Origin of the sequence: Curtobacterium sp. MWU13-2055, from assembly GCF_023242305.1 — a bacterium.
Taxonomy (GTDB): domain Bacteria; phylum Actinomycetota; class Actinomycetes; order Actinomycetales; family Microbacteriaceae; genus Curtobacterium.
In genome coordinates this window covers 410,386-427,064 of record NZ_JALLIO010000001.1, presented here as the reverse complement: position 1 = coordinate 427,064, position 16,679 = coordinate 410,386, and the positions used below count along the sequence as shown (strand labels likewise).

The following is a 16,679-nucleotide window of genomic DNA, read 5'->3' as shown; positions in this document are numbered from 1 at the left end:
CGGACAGGGTCACGGGGGCGTGGATAACCTGACCGGGTGTCGGGCGGGCCGGCGCGACCACCAGGGGAGTACACATGCGGCGCTGGCGCACGGTCACAGCAGGGTTCACCGCCCTCGCACTCGGAGCAGGACTCGCGATCGGCGGCGCGACGAGCGCCTCGGCGGAGCCCGCGGGCAACTGGGGCACGTTCACCCTGAGCGGGGCGTCGAAGGCGTACACGGGCACGATGACGTTGCCCGGGTTCCCCGCCACGACGTTCACCTCGAACTCGCGGCAGTCGACCGTGATCAGCGGTGCATCGACGTGGCAGTCGGCGGGGACGCCGGTCGGTGGGGTCTACGGCACGAGTCGTGCGCAGACGTACATGAACCAGCGGCCGCAGGCTGATCGTCCCAACGGGGACTCGGCCTCGACCACCACCTACACGTTCGACGGCGCGACGCCCGGCGCGCAGAGCTGGTCGTTCGTCCTCGGGGACATCGACGCCGACCAGGCGACGATCTCGGCCACGGTGGCCGGCGGCGGTGCCGCGACCGCCGAGCAGCTCGGGTACCAGGGCTCCTACAACTCGTGCTCGGCATCCAGCCCTGCCGGATGGTCCTGCTCGCCGGATCCGGACGGCACGACCGGTCAGGACCAGCCGACCTGGGACGCCGCCACCCGCACGCTGACCGGCAACGCCGCCGCGTCGGACACCGCGGGCGCCTCGGCCTGGTTCACCCCGACCGCGTCGCTGACGAGCCTGACCATCACGTACCAGCAGCGCAGCGGGTTCCCGGTGTACCAGACCTGGTTCGCCAACCGCACCGCGGCGATCAGCGGCACCGCGACCCTCGACGGCACCCCGATCCCGGGAGCCACCGTCACCGTGACCGCACCGCGCGGCACCGTGTACACGACGACCACCGACGCCGATGGCAACTACGTGTTCCCGCAGTTGCCGGTGATCGCGAACTACCGCGTCGAGGTCACCCCGCCGGCGGGTGCTGACGGTCCGGAGCAGCCGCAGCGCGTGTCGCTCGCTGTTGACGGCACCCCAGGCGGCGTCGACGGGGTCGCCGACTTCGCGTTCACATCGCCACCGGAGACCGTCGCGGTGATCGGGACGGTGACCGACGACGACGGCAACCCGGTCTCGAACATCCCGGTCGTCATCACCGACCCGGACACCGGCGACACGCTGGTCGACACCACGACGAACAGCGACGGTGTGTACACCGGTTCCGACCTGCCCGCCGGCACCGAGCTGGACGTCTCCGTCGCCGACGAGCCGCCCGTGTCGATCACCACCGGTGACGCCGATGCAGCACCGGTCGAGCCCGAGCCGATCGTGGCGCCGCCCGCCGTGATCGCCACCGTGACCGGCGTCGTGTCGCTCGACGGCACGCCCGTGCCCGCCGGCGTGGTCGTCGAGCTCCTCGACGAGAGCGGCGCCGTCGTCGGATCGGACACCACCGACGCCGACGGTCGCTACACCTTCGCCACGTCTGCGGGTACCTACACGGTCCGCACGGTGGTCCCCGCCGCGGGTGCCACCGGTGACACCGCGAACACCGGTATCGCCGCGGTCGCCGGCACCAGCGTGACGTCGGACCTGCCGTTCACGTCGGCCGCCGCGCCCGAGGTCATCACGACCGACCAGCCCGGCACCGTTGCGGACACGAACGGCGACCCGGTCGCCGGCGTGGACGTCGTCGCGACGCCGACCGACCCGGAGGCCGGCCCGCCGGTGACCGTGGCCACCGACTCCGACGGCGTGTTCGACCTGGTCGACCTGCAGCCGACGACCGAGTACACGATCACGGTCGACGTCGACGGCGCCACTCCGGTGACCGTAGTCACGCCCGAGGACGGCGCAGCGACCCCGCTCGCCTTCGTGGTCGAGGCCGCGGTGACCCCGGTTCCGTCGCCGTCGCCCAGTGCACCGACGCCGAGCAACTCGCCGACCGCGGTGCCGACCGTGCCGGCTGCCGGAGGCTCGGGCAACGCGCCGGCCGCCGGTTCGGGTGACGTCGGCAACGGCGGGCCGCTGGCCTACACCGGTGCGGACCTGAAGCCCGGGCTCATCGCGGCCGGGGTGCTCGTGCTGCTCGGTGCGGCGCTGCTGACCTTCCGCGCGGTGCGCAACCGTCGCCGGAGCCACCTGCAGGACTGATCGGTCACGACGAGGGGCGGGCCCGGCGCGATGCCGGCCCGCCCTTCGTCGTGTTGCTGCACGCCACGCCGCCGCCCCACGAAACGCCGCCGCCCCACCCCCGAGGTTCCGAAATCTGCCCATCTCGGCGTCCCGAACGGCAGTTCGTGGAACCTCAGCGCAACGCGAACGGCAGTTCGTGGAACCTCGACGCCGCGCGCATGGCATGTCGCCGCGGCCCCTCGCCACACGCCGCCACACGCCGCCACACGCCGCCGCGACGACGCCACGCCCGGACCTCGACGCCGAGGGTCCACGACATGCCGCCGCTGCACCGCCGAGGTTCCACGGATCGCCGCCAGGACCGCCGAGATGCCGAGATTTCGGAACCTCGGCGCAGCGCGAGGCCGAGGACGACGACGACGCCACCCGACGCCACCCGACGCCGCGCCGCCCGCGCGCCGCGCTACTGCGTGCGGTGCGTGCGGTGCGAGCCCGTGACCGTCGCGACCGAGCCCGTCAGGGTCTGGATCGCCCGACCGACGACGGGCACCGACGTGGTGACCACCGCGAGCGAGGACGTGATCGCCTCGATCGACGACGTCGACAGGTGCTCCTGCCCGACCGTGTGCACCGGGAAGCCCCGACGCGCCAGCACGACGACCCCGAGCGACCCGAGCAGCACCGCACCACCGGCGAACGGCAGGTACTGCAGCCCGACGATCCCGAGCGCCTGCCCACCGATGGCTGCACCGCCGGCGATGCCGATGTTCGACGCACCGTTGATGAGCGCACCGGCGATGTCGGGGGAGACGCCTCCGGAGCGGATCGCGGCCGCCATGAAGAGCGTGCCCGTCGTGCCGTTCGCGGCCATCCACACGCCGGCGACGACCATCGTGCCGACCAGGGAGCCGTGCACGAACGGCATCGCGGCGAACGCGACGGCCATCACGGCGACGGCGGCGATGAGGGTCTGCCGGGGCGCCCGGTCGACGAACATGCCCGCGAGCCAGAGGCCGATCACCCCGGTGCCGCCCAGGACGAGCAGCGCACCGCTCACCATCGAGGCGTCGAGTCCGGCGTCGATCGCGTACGGCCCGACGTAGGTGTAGACGACGTAGTGCCCGGCGAACAGGAGCAGGTCGGCGATCACGACGGACAGCAGCCCGGTGCGCGCCCATGCTTTCGGGGACCCGATGTGCGGCGACGAGGCACCACTGACGGCGGGCAGGAACAGCAGTGCCACGGCGGCGAGCACGGCGGCGGCGACACCGATCGAGAACACGGCGGGGCGCCAGCCGATGTGCTGCGCGACCCAGGTGGCGACGGGCACGCCGAGCACGAACCCGAGCGAGCTGCCCGAGTACACGAACGCGATGGCGCGACCGGCCAGGCGCGGCGGCACGATCCGGGTGGCGTACGCCGAGGCGACCGAGAAGAACAGCGCGTGCGCGATGCCGCCGACGACCCGGCCGGCGCAGACGACGGCGAACGACGGTGCGAACGCGATCATGAGGTTCGACACCGTGTAGCCGACGAGCGTCGACACGAGCACGGCCTTGCGGGGGAGCTTCGCGGTGAAGGCGGTGAGCGGGAGCGCCAGGAGTGCCACGGCGCCCGCGTACACGGTGACGACGATGCCCATGGTGGCCTCGGACACACCGAGGTCGGCGCTCATCGTGCCGAGCAGCCCGACGGGCATGAGCTCGGTGGTGATGGCGAAGAACGTCGCCAGCCCGAGGACGGCGATGCCGACGATGGACTGGGTGGTGACGGTGATCGGCCGCGTGTTCGTCGACACGGCCGAGGTGGTGGTGTTGGTGGACACGCTGCTGACCTCCTCCGGGGCACGGGCGAGCGCGCGACGGTGCCGTTCGGGGGAACGACGATGACCGGGAGGTCTGCGGGGCACGCTCGCTGTGGATGTGGGTGATGTGGGTACGACTCCACGGCGAGTGCGCTCATCCAGTGTTGCACGATGGACCGCAGCCCGCGAGGGGGTCAGCGGAGATTCTCGGAGCGCTCCAACAATCCGCGCCCTCAGTTCTCGTTCGTCACCCGACCCTGCACGCCGCCACCCCGGAGCGCGATCGTCAACGTCCCGCTCATCGACTGCGCCGACATCGACACCGAGCCGTGCAGTGCCGCCTCGCGCGGGAAGCACGCCGTCGACGACTCGATCCGGTTCGCCGTCGCCACCAGGCAGATCGTCGACCGGTCCGTGCCGACCCCGGCCCAGACGGCCCACGGCGTGTCGAACGAGCCGCCGTCCAACGCCCGGTTCGTGAACACGAGCCGCGTGGAGTGCAGGCTCACAGGTGCCTCCACCGGACCCGGCAGCTGGTCGGCGTAGGTCTGCGGCACGTCGAGCAGCTGCTCGAGCGTGACCGTGCCCGCCGTCGGCGTGACGCTCGGTGCCGCTGCGACGTCGCCGCGCACGGGCCCGACGACGGTGCCGGCGGCGAACGCCACCCCGACCGCCGCTGCCGCGCCGAGCGCGATCCAGACGCGTGGCCGCTCCGTCCAGAGCAGCGTGCGCCACCGGGACCGTCGCGTCGGTCCGACCGGGAGGCCCGGCTCACCCCCGACATCGTCACCCGCGTCATCGGGACGGCCGGGTTCTCGGGCTTCGGTCGCCGCCCAGGATCCGGCTTCCGGTCTCAGGGAGGCATCCGGTTGCACGGACGGATCCGGCTCGGCAGCAACCGTCGCGCGCTCCGGGACCGACCGCCCCGGCGATGGCACGGACGGTGGAGCCGTCGGTTCCGGCGACGAGCCGGGCAGTGGAGCCGACCGTTCCGGGGACGCGACCTGCCCGCTGGCCGGGGCCGTGCCTCCCGGCCGCCCGTCGGGCCCCGTGTCGGAGGCGACTCCCGCGACCGCTCGCCGTCCACCCGGCCGCCGCCCGCTCGCCAGGTCCTGCAGCGCGATCCGGGCGCGCGCCGCGTCGGCGGGGCGCGATGCCGCTCCCCAGGCGACGGCCTCGAGCCGTGCCCGTTCCGCTGCCACGTCGTCGTGGGCCATGCGCACTCCCGATCTGCCGGTCGCGTGGACTCCCTTCATCGTGGCACTGCCGGGGCGGCGGCGCGCACCCAGAACGAGGGGAGTAGGCGTGACGCATGAGCACCGAACCCGAACCGCGGCAGGACGCTGACCCGGAGACCCTCGAGCCGCTGAGCCACGACTCCCAGTCCGGCGAGGCCGACTACGTGGCGACGAGCCCCGGTGGGACCGGCACGGAGCGCCACGTGCCGACCGCCGACGAGGAGCAGGGTCGCGGCACCGAGTACGACCCGGTGGACCAGGGGCCGCAGCAGGAGGGCCAGGGCGGCTGACGCCGGGCCCGACGCCACGCGCCCGCGCTACCGGATCACCCGGCGCAGCACGGCTCGCTCACCCGCCGTCCACGCGGCACTCGTCACGACGTACAGCGCGGCGGCGAGCGGGGCGATCGCGGCGAACACGACCGTGATGAACGGGGCGAACCGCCCGATGGCGGCGGTCGCTGCCGCACCGGGCACCTGCGCGCCCGGCTCGGGCGTCGGCACCGGGTTCCAGCGCAGGTTCGCGCGACGGCTGAGCTCCACGACGACGGCGAGCACGGCCAGCAGCAGGACGACGACCCAGGCGTGCACCCAGAGCGGCGACGTGAGCGTGACGACGAGTGAGTGCCCGAGCGGGACCCCGACCAGGGTGGCCTCGAGCAGGGCGTTGACCGTGCCGCCGATCGACGCATGCGTGAACAGGGCGTAGACGAGGGACAGCACCGGAGCCTGCGCGAGGACGGGTAGGCAGCCGGCCAGGGGTGAGACCTTCTCGTTCGTGTAGAGCTGCTGGACGGCGCGCTGCAGCTGCTCGGCGTTCTTCCCGTGGCGCTTCCGCAGGGCGGCGAGCTGCGGCGCGAGCCGACGTCGGTCGCGCTCCGCTCGGACCTGCAGGACGGACAGCGGCACGAGCACGGCCCGGACGGCCAGGGTCAGGAGCACGACGGCGATCGCCGCGGCGAACGAGCCCATGGTGGGGGAGAGCGCCGCGGTCAGGGCGGCGACGAGGTCCGCGCCACCGTGCAGCAGCGGGCCGACGAGGGGCAGGGTGGACAGGTCCATGACGGTTCCGATCGGTGGTGGTTCGCAGGAGGGGTCGCGAGGGGCCCGGCCACCGGTCGGTGGTCAGGCCGGGGCGACGACTCCCGGAGCACGCGATCGGACGTGCCCGTCGGCATCGGGGTGGCTCCACGCGATGCGGGTGACCAGGTCCGGTACCGCAGCGTGTTCGACGCCCGTCGACCGCAGCCCGAGGACCGCCGCCAGCACCGTGGCGATGACCTGCGCGACGACGACCGCCACGGCGACGGCCGTCAGGCCGAGCGCGGCCACTGCCAGCAGCGGCAGGACGCCGGCCGCGGGGTCGCCGATCGCGGGCGCCCCGAGCAGCAGCGCGGCGGCGGCGCGGAGGATCAGCAGGGCGACGGTCATGGTCGGTTCAGCGTAACGCCCGCGTGCCGCCACGGACAGGACGGCAGCGCGGGAGAGGATCGCCGCATGACCGCAGGTTCGCCGAGCACCCCAGCGACCGTCGCGCTCGACCGAGCCGGGGTGTCGTACACGCCGCACGTGTACGACCATCACGAGAGCGCCACGAACTTCGGCGAGGAGGCCGCCGCCGCACTCGGCCTCCGCGAGGAGCAGGTCTTCAAGACCCTGGTCGTCTCGGTCGACGGCGCACTGGCGGTGGCGATCGTGCCGGTGGCGAACCGGCTCGACCTCAAGGCCATCGCGGCGGCGGTCGGGGGCAAGAAGGCGACGCTGGCCGATCCGGCCCTCGCCGAGAAGCGCACCGGGTACGTCGTCGGCGGGATCAGCCCGGTCGGCCAGAAGTCCCGGATCCGGACCGTGCTCGACGAGTCGGCCTTGGCGTACGACAGCATCTTCGTCTCCGGCGGGCGCCGCGGGTTCGACATCGAGGTGGCTCCGGCCGACCTCGCGCGGGTCACCGACGCCATCTCGGCAGCGATCGCGCGGACCTGAGTCGGGTCGCCGCAAGTTTCTCCGGTGGCCGGGAATGACCCCGGCACTCCTGCGTTGCATTGAGTCAAAGGCACTCAAGTTCCCAGGAGGTCCCTTTGCCAGAGACGTTCGGCCCGACCGGCAGCAGTGACTCGTTCGACGAGTTCCTCGCCCGCCTCCTCGCGGCGCAGAACACCGGTGACCCGCAGCGCCCCCGTGCGTTCGGCCGACCGGTGGACATCACGCGGCTCCTCAGCCGCCGTACCCACGAGCTGCTCCAGCACACCGCCGAGTACGCGGTGTCGCAGGGGCAGCACGAGCTCGACGCGCTGCACCTGCTGCACGTGCTCGTCCGCACCGAGCCGTTCGACGCCGTCGTCCGTTCCGCCGGGGTCGACCCCGAGCGCCTCGCCGCCGAGATCGAGCAGCGCCTGCCGATGGCCCGCGAGCCGCAGCCCGAGCAGACCGGCCGCCCGGCCCTGACCGGCACGGCGCAGCGCATCCTCGTCGAGGCCACCCAGGCCGCACGGGGCTTCGGCAGCACCTACACCGACCCCGAGCACGTCTTCTTCGCGCTCGTGACCGACCAGGAGACCGTCACCGGGCAGCTGCTCGCCAGCGCCGGTGTCACCCCGCAGGCCATGCAGGACTACGCCCAGCAGGCGGCGGCAGCAGCACGAGAGGGGCGCCCCATGCCCGGAACCAGTGCAACGACCGGAACGGACGAGTCCGGTTCCGTCAGCGACACCCCGACCCTCGACCAGTTCGGTACCGACCTCACCGCGCGGGCCCGTGACGGTCGCATCGACCCCGTCATCGGTCGCGCCGAGGAGATCGAGCAGGCGGTCGAGATCCTGCTCCGTCGCACCAAGAACAACCCCGTCCTGATCGGCGAGCCCGGCGTCGGCAAGACCGCCATCGTCGAGGGACTCGCCCAGCGAATCGTCGACGGCGAGGTCCCCACCCTGTTGCAGGGCAAGCGCGTCGTCGCCCTCGACCTGCCCGGCATGCTCGCCGGCACCCGGTACCGCGGCGACTTCGAGGAGCGCCTGACGAAGGCCATGGACGAGATCGCGGCACACGCCGACGAGCTCATCGTCTTCGTCGACGAGCTCCACACCGTCGTCGGCGCCGGTGGTGGCGGTGAGGGCGGCTCGATGGACGCCGGCAACATCCTCAAGCCCCGGCTCGCCCGCGGCGACCTGCACCTGGTCGGCGCGACCACCCTGAACGAGTACCGCCGGATCGAGAAGGACGCCGCACTCGAGCGTCGCTTCCAGCCGGTCACGGTCGGGGAGCCGAGCGTCGAGGACGCCGTCGCGATCCTGACCGGCCTCGCACCCCGGTACGAGGAGCACCACGGCGTCGTCTACACGCCGGAGTCGCTGCGCGCCGCCGTCGAGCTCTCGCACCGCTACGTCACCGACCGGCACCTGCCGGACAAGGCCATCGACCTCATCGACCAGGCCGGTGCACGGCGCCGGCTCGCCCGTTCGGGCGACGTCGACGTCGAGGCCCTCCGCGACCAGGTCGCCGAGCTGCTGGCCGAGAAGGACCGCGCGGTCGCCGAGGAACTGTACGAAGAGGCGTCGCGCCTGCGCGACGAGACGGTCGGACTGGAGGCCCGGATCGCCGCCGCCACGTCGGCGGACGCTCCCCGCGCTCCCCACCGGCACGGCCGCGACGCCGCTGACGCGTCGCCGCGGGACCGGCGGCGTGGGCCCACCCGTCCGGAATCCGTGGGCACCTCGATCACGGAACGCGACATCGCCGGTGTGGTGTCACGCGCCACGGGCATCCCGGCGACGCGCCTGACCCAGGGCGACCGCTCACGGCTCGCCGTGCTCGAGCAGGAACTGCACGGGCGCGTCGTCGGACAGGACGACGCCGTCGCGGCGATCGCGAAGGCCGTCCGACGCAGCCGCACCGGCATGGGCGACCAGCGTCGTCCGGTCGGCAGCTTCCTGTTCCTCGGCCCGACCGGCGTCGGCAAGACCGAACTGGCGAAGGCCCTGGCGTCGTCGCTGTTCGGTGACGAGTCCGCCATGCTCCGCTTCGACATGAGCGAGTTCGGCGAGCGGCACACCGTCTCGCGGCTGGTCGGGGCGCCTCCCGGGTACGTCGGCTACGACGAGGCCGGGCAGCTCACCGAACGCGTGCGCCGGAACCCGTACTCGGTGATCCTGCTCGACGAGGTCGAGAAGGCGCACCCCGACGTGTTCAACCTGCTGCTGCAGGTGCTGGACGACGGTCGACTGACCGACGGCCAGGGGCGCACGGTGGACTTCCGGAACACGGTCGTGATCATGACGTCGAACATCGGCTCGGAGTTCCTGGCCTCGCGGTCGGGCGCCCTCGGCTTCGCGCCCGTGGGTTCCACTGACGGGTACGGCGAGGACGACCTCCGCGCCCGGGTGATGGGCAAGCTCCGCGAGGCCATGCGGCCGGAGTTCATCAACCGCATCGACGAGATCGTGCTCTTCCGCAAGCTCGACCGGTCGCAGATCACGTCGATCGTGTCACTGCTGCTGCAGGACACGGCGCTGCGGCTCGTCGCGCAGGACATGGTGCTCTCCGTGTCCGACGCCGCGGTCGACTGGCTCGCCGAGCACGGGTACGAGCCCGAGTACGGCGCGCGTCCGCTCCGCCGGCTCATCCAGCGCGAGGTCGACGACCGCATCGCGACGCTCGTGGTCGACGGTGGCGTGACCGCCGGGGACACCGTGCGGATCGACGTCGTCGACGACGTGCTGACGGCAGCGGTGGTGGAACCCGCGGCGCTGTAGCAGCCGTTCGCCCACGAAGGCCCGGTACCGATTCGGTACCGGGCCTTCGTGGCGTCCGGGTACGACAGCGTGGTGTTCGGGAATGCAATTCCGGAGAAATCGGAGAAAGGGGTTGCGCTGCGAATTGCGGGGCCGATAGTGTTCACTCGTCGCGAACCGCTGCAGTGCAGCCGGGGGACGACTCCGACAGCTCGAGACCGAAAGGGGGCCGACCATGATGATCACCGCAACCACTCCGTTCCGTGGAATCCGTGGACGCGTCGGCACCCCGCTCCGCGTCCGCTGACCCGGAGCGTTCCGCCTTCTGCCGACATCTGTGTCGTTCGATCCTCGTCTCGTGACGAGTCCGTCGCCTGACACCTCGCGCTGAGCCGTTCTGGCTCGCGTCGAACCGGCTCCGTCGATCGCCGATCGGTCCCGACCCGTGTGCTCCGCGCACGCGATCGGACTGCGTCGATCGTCGCCGGAGAATGTCGGCGGTCGGTGCGACGCTCTCGGTACCGGAAGTCATTCAGTACCGCGTCGTCGGACATTCCTCCGGTGACCGCGGAATGCATTCTCACGCATTCATTTTGACCTGCCCGTGTTCCGGGCAGTCCACTCCTGCCCGTGTGCCGGGCAACTCCGTCATGCCCTGAAAGGGATCACCGTGTCATCGAAGACCGCCACCCGTCCTCCCGATACCCGCGCAGCGCGCCACCGGGTCTCCCTCACCGACCGCATCGCGCTGCGCATCGGCATGTCGCTCATCATCTGGAGCCGGCGGACCCGCCGGGTCCGTCCGGTGATCGACCACGCAACACGGCTGCAACTCGACCGCGAGCGGCAGCAGCGCGAGAACGACCTGCTCCTGCAGGCCGCACTCATGCGCGCCTGGCGCTGAGCCGGATCGGACACGCGACCGTCGCACCGTGCGACCGTCGCCGTCCCGTGCCCGCTTGGTGGCTCGGTGCGAGGGATTAGCCCCGCACCGAGCCACCGCCGGCGCACCGGCCGACGCAACCCGCACAGTGCGCCGCACCGACGACCCAGCACGGCGCGACCGAGCCCGCACCGTGCGCCGACGTGTCGGACGCACCCCGGGCCTCCCGTACCGTTGGCGGGTGACCGAAACCGCAGCTGCACTCGTCGAACGCCTGACCGCCGTCGTCCCGGACTTCCCGAAGCCGGGGGTGCTGTTCCGCGACGTGACGCCGGTGTTCTCGGACGCCGTCGCGTTCGGCCGCGTGTGCGAGGCACTCGCCGCGCCCTTCGCGGTCGGTGCCGGGTTCGACGCCGTCGCCGGCATCGAGGCACGGGGCTTCGCCCTCGGCGGCGGGATCGCCGCGCAGCACCAGGTGGGCGTGCTCACCGTGCGCAAGGCCGGCAAGCTGCCGGGCGAGGTCCTCAGCGAGCAGTACGCACTCGAGTACGGCGAGGCCGAGCTCGAGCTGCGTCCGGGCCAGCTCCCCGCGGGCACCAGGGTCCTCGTCGTCGACGACGTCCTCGCCACCGGTGGGACCGGCGCCGCCACCATCACGCTGCTCGAACGCGCGGGCTACCAGGCGGTCGGGTTCGCCGCGCTGCTCGAGCTCGACGGGCTGAACGGACGCGAGCGACTCGAGCCGCGCCTGCCCGTCACGACGCTCGGCGCCGTGCCCGCCTGAGCCCCACGCGCGCACTAGTCTTGACGCACCATTTCGATCGAGGAGTCCCATCATCGTGACCGAGTCAGTCGCCGCAGCGCCGGAGAGCGCCGAGCCCGCAGCCGTGCCCCAGGCACCCGAGCCCCGCACCGCGACGACGACCACGACGGGCACCGAGCTCTTCGACGGTGAGCGCGGCGTCGTCGCGATCCGCGTCGACGGTGTCCTCAAGGACCTCGCTGCCGACGTCGCCGCCGGCGAGACCGCCGAGGCCGTCACCCTGCAGGAGCAGGACGGGCTCGACATCCTCCGTCACTCGGCCGCGCACGTGCTCGCGCAGGCCGTCCAGCAGATCAACCCCGAGGCCAAGCTCGGCATCGGGCCGCCCGTCACCGACGGCTTCTACTACGACTTCGACGTCGCCGAGCCCTTCACCCCCGAGGACCTCAAGGCCATCGAGAAGGGCATGGACCGCATCGTCAAGCAGGCCCAGCGCTTCCGCCGCGTGGTCGTCTCGGACGAGCAGGCGCGGGAGCTGATGGCGGGGGAGCCGTACAAGCAGGAGCTCATCGGGCTCAAGGGTGCGGCGACCGACGGCGCCTCCGGCGAGAGCGTCGAGGTCGGCGCCGGCGAGCTCACCGTGTACGAGAACGTCGACCCGAAGTCGGGCGAGGTCGTCTGGCAGGACCTCTGCCGGGGCCCGCACGTGCCGCACACCCGCTGGATCGGCAACGCCGCGAAGCTCATGCGCGTCGCCGCTGCCTACTGGCGCGGCTCCGAGAAGAACCCGCAGCTGCAGCGCATCTACGGCACCGCCTGGCCTGACAAGGACCAGCTCAAGGCGTACCTGGTGCGTCTCGAGGAAGCCGCCAAGCGCGACCACCGCAAGCTCGGTGCCGAACTCGACCTGTTCTCGTTCCCCGACGAGATCGGGTCCGGCCTGGCGATCTTCCACCCGAAGGGCGGCATCATCCGCCGCGAGATGGAGGACTACTCGCGCCGTCGGCACGAGGAGAACGGCTACTCGTTCGTCTACACGCCCCACATCACCAAGGGCGACCTGTTCGAGACCTCCGGGCACCTCGGCTGGTACAAGGACGGCATGTTCCCGGCCATGCACATGGACGAGGCACGCGACGAGGACGGCAACGTCACGCGTCAGGGCGCCGACTACTACCTCAAGCCGATGAACTGCCCGATGCACATCCTGGCGTACCGGTCGCAGCCGCGTTCGTACCGCGATCTGCCGCTCCGGATGTTCGAGTTCGGCACGGTCTACCGCAACGAGAAGTCCGGCGTCATCCACGGCCTCACCCGCGTGCGCGGCCTGACCCAGGACGACGCGCACATCTTCACCACGCAGGAGAAGATGAAGGAGGAGCTGACCACGACCCTCGCGTTCGTGCTCTCGCTCCTGCGCGACTACGGCCTCGACGACTTCTACCTCGAGCTGTCGACGAAGGACCCGGAGAAGTACGTCGGTGACGACGAGGTCTGGGACGTGGCGACGGAGACCCTGCGCCAGGTCGCCGAGGAGTCCGGTCTCGAGCTCGTGCCGGACCCGGCCGGCGCCGCGTTCTACGGCCCGAAGATCTCGGTGCAGGCCCGCGACGCCATCGGCCGCACCTGGCAGATGTCGACCGTGCAGCTCGACTTCAACCTGCCCGAGCGTTTCGGCATCGACTACACCGCGGCCGACGGCTCCCGCCAGCGCCCGGTGATGATCCACCGCGCGCTGTTCGGCTCGATCGAGCGGTTCTTCGGCGTGCTGACCGAGCACTACGCCGGTGCGTTCCCGGCCTGGCTGTCGCCGGTGCAGGTCGTCGGCATCCCCGTCGCGGCTGAGTACGGCGACTACCTCGACGAGGTCATCGCGAAGCTCCGGTCGCACGGCGTCCGCGCCGAGGTCGACCACTCGGACGACCGCATGCAGAAGAAGATCCGCACGCACACCAAGGCGAAGGTGCCGTTCCAGCTCATCGCGGGCGGTGACGACCGCGACGCCGGTGCGGTCTCGTTCCGCTTCCGTGACGGGCGCCAGGACAATGCCGTGCCCGTGGACGAAGCGGTCGACCGCATCCTGACGGCGATCCGCGAGCGCGCGCAGGTCTGATGACGGACGAGCAGGACCCGCTGGTCATCCGGGACGCCGCCACCGGTGCGGCCGTCCCGGATGCCTTCCAGCGCCTGTGGAACCCGCACCGGATGGCGTACATCGACGCCGGGCGCGACGGCACGGGCCGCGGGCACGCGGACGACTGCCCGTTCTGCGAGGCACCGCGGAAGTCCGACGAGGACGCCCTCATCGTCGCCCGGGGCGAGCACGCCTACGTGCTCCTCAACCTGTTCCCGTACAACAACGGACACCTGCTGGTCTGCCCGTACCGCCACGTGCCGCTGTACGACGAGGCCACGCCGGACGAGCTCCGCGAGATGGGCGAGCTGACCCAGACCGCGATGCGGGTCCTGCGCGCCGTGTCGCACTGCGACGGCTTCAACATCGGCATGAACCAGGGCGAGGTCGCGGGGGCCGGCATCGCCGCACACCTGCACCAGCACATCGTGCCGCGGTGGCAGTCTGACGCGAACTTCTTCCCGATCATCGCGCGGACGAAGTCGATGTCCCAGATGCTCGGGGACACCCGCCGACTGCTCGCCGAGGGCTGGCCGGCAGCGGACTAGACTGATCGGCATCATGAGCGACAGCACCAGCACCTCCGGCACCCCTGGCACCTCGATCACCGGCTCCGACCGCGTCAAGCGCGGCCTCGCCGAGATGCTCAAGGGCGGCGTCATCATGGACGTCGTCGACGCCGAGCAGGCCCGCATCGCGGAAGAAGCCGGCGCCACCGCGGTCATGGCCCTCGAGCGTGTCCCCGCCGACATCCGCGCACAGGGCGGCGTGGCCCGCATGTCCGACCCGTCGATGATCGAGGAGATCATCGCCGCCGTGTCGATCCCCGTCATGGCGAAGGCCCGCATCGGCCACTTCGTCGAGGCGCAGATCCTGCAGGAGCTCGGCGTCGACTACATCGACGAGTCCGAGGTGCTCTCGCCCGCCGACTACGTCAACCACATCGACAAGTGGAACTTCACCACGCCGTTCGTCTGCGGTGCCACCGAGCTGGGCGAGGCGCTCCGTCGCATCACCGAGGGCGCTGCGATGATCCGTTCCAAGGGCGAGGCCGGCACGGGTGACGTGTCCGAGGCCACGAAGCACATCCGCACGATCAACAAGGAGATCGCGGCGCTGCGCCACCTCAAGGAAGACGAGCTCTACGTCGCCGCCAAGGAACTGCAGGCGCCGTTCGAGATCGTGCGCGAGGTCGCCCGCACCGGCAAGCTCCCCGTCGTGCTCTTCACCGCCGGTGGCGTCGCCACCCCGGCCGACGCCGCGATGATGATGCAGCTCGGCGCGGACGGCGTGTTCGTCGGCTCCGGCATCTTCAAGTCCGGCGACCCGGCGAAGCGTGCCGCGGCGATCGTCAAGGCCGTCACCTTCCACGACGACCCCAAGGTCATCGCCGAGGTCTCGCGTGGTCTGGGCGAGGCGATGGTCGGCATCAACGTCGCCGACGTCCCCGCGCCGCACCGCCTCGCCGAGCGTGGCTGGTAGCACGACGAGCAGTGCCCGGCCCCGCATCGGGGTCCTGGCGCTGCAGGGTGACTTCCGCGAGCACATCGCCTCGTTGACGGAGCTCGGCGCCGACGTGGTGCCGCTCCGTCGACCCGAGGAGATCGCGGCGCTCGACGGCATCGTGATCCCCGGCGGCGAGTCGAGCGTGATGGACAAGCTGTCCCGGTCGTTCGGCGTCGCCGAGCCCCTCGCAGCTGCCATCCGCGACGGCCTGCCGACGTACGGCACGTGCGCCGGCATGATCATGCTGTCGTCGCGGATCACCGACGGCATCAGCGGCCAGCAGACCCTCGACGTGCTCGACACCACGGTTCGTCGGAACGCGTTCGGCAGCCAGAACGACTCGTTCGAGGTCGACGTCCCGATGCCCGAGCTTGGTGACGCCCCCGTGCACGCGGTCTTCATCCGAGCCCCGGTGGTCGAGCAGCACGGCCCCGGCGTCCAGGTCCTCGGTGCGCTGGCGGACGGGCAGGTCGTCGCGGTGCAGCAGGGCAACGTCCTCGCCAGTGCGTTCCACCCCGAGGTCGCCGGCGAGGACCGCTTCCACCGCCGCTTCCTCGCCATGGTGCGCAGCGCCTGACGCGGCCCCCGGGCTCTGGGCACGACCGCCCGCGGGCCCTGGGCCCGGCCGCCTGCGTGCCCGCACCGGCGGGGCGGGGGGGCGCCGGGCCTCCCGGCTGGGTAAACTGACCCCGACTTTCCGCAAGACGCAAGGAGAACCGTGTCCGGGCATTCCAAGTGGGCGACGACCAAGCACAAGAAGGCCGTCATCGACGGCCGTCGTGCCAAGTCCTTCGCCAAGCTCATCAAGAACATCGAGGTCGCCGCGAAGATGGGCGGCGCCGACCTGTCGGGCAACCCGACGCTGGTCGACGCGATCCAGAAGGCCAAGAAGACCTCGGTCCCGAACGACAACATCGACCGCGCCGTCAAGCGCGGTGCCGGCCTGACCGGTGAGTCGATCGAGTACACGACGATCATGTACGAGGGCTACGCCCCGAACGGCGTCGCGATGCTGATCGAGTGCCTCACCGACAACAAGAACCGCGCAGCGGCCGAGGTCCGGACGGCGATGTCCCGCAACGGTGGCACCATGGCCGACCCGGGCAGCGTCGCCTACAACTTCTCGCGCAAGGGCGTCATCTCGGTCACGAAGACCGACGGCCTCGACGAGGACACCGTCATGACCGCCGTGCTCGACGCCGGTGTCGAGGACGTCATCGACCAGGGCGGCGGCTTCGAGATCATCACCGAGGCGAGCGACCTCGTCGCAGCCCGCACCGCGCTGCAGGACGCCGGCATCGACTACGACTCGGCCGACGCCGAGTTCGTCCCCGGCCTCAAGGTGCCGGTCGACGCCGAGACCGCCCGCAAGGTCTTCCGCCTGATCGACGCGCTCGAGGACAGCGACGACGTGCAGAACGTCTACGCCAACTTCGACGTGCCGGCGGACGTCCAGGCCGAGCTCGACGAGGACGAGGGCGAGTAGC

15 protein-coding genes are annotated in these 16,679 nt (G+C 71.5%); 11 read left to right on the top strand and 4 right to left on the bottom strand.

The features are described 5' to 3' along the window. Positions 1-74 precede the first annotated feature (74 nt). Entirely contained in the window at positions 75-2,156 is a 2,082-nt protein-coding gene (locus tag M4960_RS01905; RefSeq protein WP_248703315.1) for a collagen binding domain-containing protein, read from the top strand. A 445-nt stretch (positions 2,157-2,601) separates the two neighbouring features. On the opposite strand, the gene M4960_RS01900 is transcribed toward M4960_RS01905, so the two are convergent. Together M4960_RS01900 and M4960_RS01895 are read right to left on the bottom strand one after the other, a co-directional pair. Beyond that, complete coding sequence (locus M4960_RS01900; protein WP_111084056.1) at positions 2,602-3,963, bottom strand: MFS transporter; 1,362 nt, start codon at positions 3,961-3,963, stop codon at positions 2,602-2,604. 212 nt (positions 3,964-4,175) lie between these two features. After that, positions 4,176-4,607, bottom strand: a complete 432-nt coding sequence (locus M4960_RS01895; protein ID WP_173168565.1) for a hypothetical protein — start codon at positions 4,605-4,607, stop codon at positions 4,176-4,178. A gap of 647 nt (positions 4,608-5,254) precedes the next feature. Here M4960_RS01895 and M4960_RS01890 point away from each other — a divergent pair. Beyond that, entirely contained in the window at positions 5,255-5,470 is a 216-nt protein-coding gene (locus M4960_RS01890) for a hypothetical protein (RefSeq protein ID WP_173168566.1), read from the top strand. Between the two features lie 27 nt (positions 5,471-5,497). Here the strand turns inward: M4960_RS01890 and M4960_RS01885 are convergent, their stop codons facing one another. Together M4960_RS01885 and M4960_RS01880 are read right to left on the bottom strand one after the other, a co-directional pair. Next, on the bottom strand, positions 5,498-6,241 hold the full coding sequence (locus M4960_RS01885) for a membrane protein insertase YidC (protein WP_173168567.1): 744 nt from the start codon (positions 6,239-6,241) through the stop codon (positions 5,498-5,500). A 63-nt stretch (positions 6,242-6,304) separates the two neighbouring features. After that, the gene (locus M4960_RS01880) at positions 6,305-6,610 is read right to left on the bottom strand and encodes a DUF6412 domain-containing protein (protein ID WP_173168568.1); all 306 of its coding nucleotides are present in this window, start codon (positions 6,608-6,610) and stop codon (positions 6,305-6,307) included. A 66-nt stretch (positions 6,611-6,676) separates the two neighbouring features. Here M4960_RS01880 and ybaK point away from each other — a divergent pair, with 66 nt between their 5' ends. The 9 genes from ybaK (at position 6,677) to M4960_RS01835 (ending at position 16,678) form a co-directional block, all read left to right on the top strand. Continuing rightward, positions 6,677-7,162 (top strand): Cys-tRNA(Pro) deacylase, encoded by a 486-nt coding sequence (gene ybaK, locus M4960_RS01875; protein ID WP_123339622.1) that lies wholly within the window; start codon positions 6,677-6,679, stop codon positions 7,160-7,162. A gap of 95 nt (positions 7,163-7,257) precedes the next feature. Then, complete coding sequence (locus M4960_RS01870; protein ID WP_173168569.1) at positions 7,258-9,927, top strand: ATP-dependent Clp protease ATP-binding subunit; 2,670 nt, start codon at positions 7,258-7,260, stop codon at positions 9,925-9,927. Positions 9,928-10,576: 649 nt separating this feature from the next. Then, entirely contained in the window at positions 10,577-10,810 is a 234-nt protein-coding gene (locus tag M4960_RS01865; RefSeq protein WP_123339624.1) for a hypothetical protein, read from the top strand. 220 nt (positions 10,811-11,030) lie between these two features. Beyond that, the gene (locus tag M4960_RS01860) at positions 11,031-11,573 is read left to right on the top strand and encodes an adenine phosphoribosyltransferase (protein ID WP_248703314.1); all 543 of its coding nucleotides are present in this window, start codon (positions 11,031-11,033) and stop codon (positions 11,571-11,573) included. Between the two features lie 55 nt (positions 11,574-11,628). Beyond that, a complete protein-coding gene (gene thrS / locus M4960_RS01855) occupies positions 11,629-13,665 on the top strand; it encodes a threonine--tRNA ligase (protein WP_374202847.1) in 2,037 nt (678 codons plus the stop codon). Then, positions 13,665-14,234, top strand: a complete 570-nt coding sequence (locus M4960_RS01850; protein WP_248703313.1) for an HIT domain-containing protein — start codon at positions 13,665-13,667, stop codon at positions 14,232-14,234. Before thrS ends, M4960_RS01850 begins: the two co-directional genes overlap by 1 nt. Positions 14,235-14,247: 13 nt before the next feature. Further along, positions 14,248-15,168, top strand: coding sequence for a pyridoxal 5'-phosphate synthase lyase subunit PdxS (pdxS, locus tag M4960_RS01845; RefSeq protein ID WP_123292809.1), 921 nt, complete (start codon positions 14,248-14,250; stop codon positions 15,166-15,168). Beyond that, entirely contained in the window at positions 15,158-15,769 is a 612-nt protein-coding gene (gene pdxT / locus M4960_RS01840) for a pyridoxal 5'-phosphate synthase glutaminase subunit PdxT (protein WP_173168571.1), read from the top strand. Before pdxS ends, pdxT begins: the two co-directional genes overlap by 11 nt. 141 nt (positions 15,770-15,910) lie before the next feature. Beyond that, positions 15,911-16,678, top strand: coding sequence for a YebC/PmpR family DNA-binding transcriptional regulator (locus tag M4960_RS01835; protein ID WP_111084044.1), 768 nt, complete (start codon positions 15,911-15,913; stop codon positions 16,676-16,678). Position 16,679: the final 1 nt, after the last annotated feature.

What these genes read in the sequence shown, in the direction of transcription:
- M4960_RS01905 (WP_248703315.1), top strand. Translation starts at nt 75, where the DNA reads ATGCGGCGCTGGCGCACGGTCACAGCAGGGTTCACCGCCCTCGCACTC.
- M4960_RS01890 (WP_173168566.1), top strand. Translation starts at nt 5,255, where the DNA reads ATGAGCACCGAACCCGAACCGCGGCAGGACGCTGACCCGGAGACCCTC.
- M4960_RS01885 (WP_173168567.1), bottom strand. Translation starts at nt 6,241, where the DNA reads ATGGACCTGTCCACCCTGCCCCTCGTCGGCCCGCTGCTGCACGGTGGC.
- M4960_RS01880 (WP_173168568.1), bottom strand. Translation starts at nt 6,610, where the DNA reads ATGACCGTCGCCCTGCTGATCCTCCGCGCCGCCGCCGCGCTGCTGCTC.
- ybaK (WP_123339622.1), top strand. Translation starts at nt 6,677, where the DNA reads ATGACCGCAGGTTCGCCGAGCACCCCAGCGACCGTCGCGCTCGACCGA.
- M4960_RS01850 (WP_248703313.1), top strand. Translation starts at nt 13,665, where the DNA reads ATGACGGACGAGCAGGACCCGCTGGTCATCCGGGACGCCGCCACCGGT.
- pdxS (WP_123292809.1), top strand. Translation starts at nt 14,248, where the DNA reads ATGAGCGACAGCACCAGCACCTCCGGCACCCCTGGCACCTCGATCACC.